This is a genomic window from Roseburia inulinivorans DSM 16841 (assembly GCF_000174195.1).
GTDB lineage: Bacteria > Bacillota > Clostridia > Lachnospirales > Lachnospiraceae > Roseburia > Roseburia inulinivorans.
Genome location: NZ_ACFY01000085.1, coordinates 1 through 1,728 on the forward strand (window position 1 = coordinate 1; position 1,728 = coordinate 1,728).

A 1,728-nucleotide genomic window follows, 5' to 3' on the forward strand; every position below is an offset into this window, starting at 1 on the left:
CCTAAAATGAAAAATTAAACCTGTACTTTGACAACTGAAAATGGCTATAAAAGGTCTAGTTTACTTTTTCTACAGCCCTTTCCAAGGCATGATATATTGGTTATATCGATTACTATCTGCTGGGAAAGGAGCAGATATGAATTATTACAATGCTAGCGGACAAATGGACCTGTCAGATCGAATAGCAATAGAAACTGGGATATGCATCGGGGAGTCATTCAAAAAAATAGCAAAAAGACTTCGCAGACATCCATCTACTATTGCACATGAAGTTAAAGAAAACAGAACCTTCATTAAAGGTAATTACCCGAATGGAAAAGATTGCCGCATGGCAAGACAATGCACAGTAAGGAATTTGTGCGGCTGTGATGAAGAAGCCTGTAATACAAAGTGTAGACTTTGCAGAGGAGTGGATTGTACCAAGGTATGCGATAGATATGTATCAGTTGCTTGCCATAAGTTTGATTCGCCTCCGTATGTTTGTAATAACTGTAAGGATAAAAAGCTTTGCAACAAAGATAAGTATATTTACAGTGCGAAATTCGCTGATGCAGCTGTAACTCGTCGTAGATCGGAGAGTCGACAAGGAGTTAGACTTTCTGATGAAAAGAAGGAAGAATTGGATGAACTTGTGACTCGACTTGTTAAGAAAGGCCAGCCTTTAACACACATATATGCAGAACATGAAAATGAAATGCCAGTGTGTTTGAGAACACTTTATAACTATATCGATGAAGGTGCCTTATCTATTAAAAACATAGATTTAAGAAGAAAGACAGGCTACAAACCACGGAAGAAAAAGTACAACGATATCAATGGATTTCACTCAATGGAGTATAGACAGTGTAGGACATATGAGGATTTTGAGTATGCGATGAAATTCAAATATTCAGAAGATGAAGTAACAGAAATGGATACTGTAAAAGGCGTTAGAGAATCTGGAAAGCGTTTGCTTACAATGATCTTTAGAAAGAACAACGTAATGCTACTATTCCTGATGCCAGATGGAAAAGCAGAATCCGTAAAAAGGGTTCTGGACTATCTCGAGACAGGATTGGGAATAGATGTTTTTAGACGGTTGTTTCCGGTTATATTAACTGACAACGGCAGCGAATTCAAGAAGGTAGATGAGTTAGAACTTACGCTGGATGAGGATGGGTTCCTAGTTTATAGAACAAGCCTTTATTACTGTGATCCAATGGCTTCATGGCAAAAAGGGTGTATCGAGAAGAATCATGAATTTATTCGTTATGCCGTGCCAAAAGGAAAAAGCTTAAACCCATACACGCAAGAAGATATGACTTTATTAATGAATCATATCAATAGTGTAAAACGTCCTGGACTTGGAAATAAAAGTCCATACGAGCTCGTAGAAGAGGATGATGAAGATTTCAAAGCATTAATGTCATTATTAAAAATGCACCTCATCCCGCCAGATGAAGTGCATTTAATGCCAGATTTATTCGTTAAAAAGTAATTAGACCGAAGCTGCAGATAGTAATCGATTTGTCAATAGGTATTAAATAGACGGGTCGCATTTACTTTTGCATAACAAGTAGCCAGCCGTCTGTTAATCATGCAAACAAATATATACCTGCTATCTGGAATGCCTTAATTATAGCATGATATTTGAATTTGAACATCCATTATTAGGGCTTTATTTGACCTCAGAACAGAATTTTGATTATTAGACGTATTTTCAGTTGGGTTTTAGTTTTTCATTCAAGG

Annotated in this window: 1 protein-coding gene; it reads left to right on the forward strand. The window is 36.9% G+C overall.

All coding sequences use genetic code 11. The features are described from left to right. Positions 1-136: 136 nt before the first annotated feature. Positions 137-1,477, forward strand: coding sequence for an IS30 family transposase (locus tag ROSEINA2194_RS20340; RefSeq protein ID WP_044927528.1), 1,341 nt, complete (start codon positions 137-139; stop codon positions 1,475-1,477). Positions 1,478-1,728: the final 251 nt, after the last annotated feature.

Coding starts and splice junctions, on each gene's coding strand:
- ROSEINA2194_RS20340 (WP_044927528.1), top strand. CDS start 137: ATGAATTATTACAATGCTAGCGGACAAATGGACCTGTCAGATCGAATA.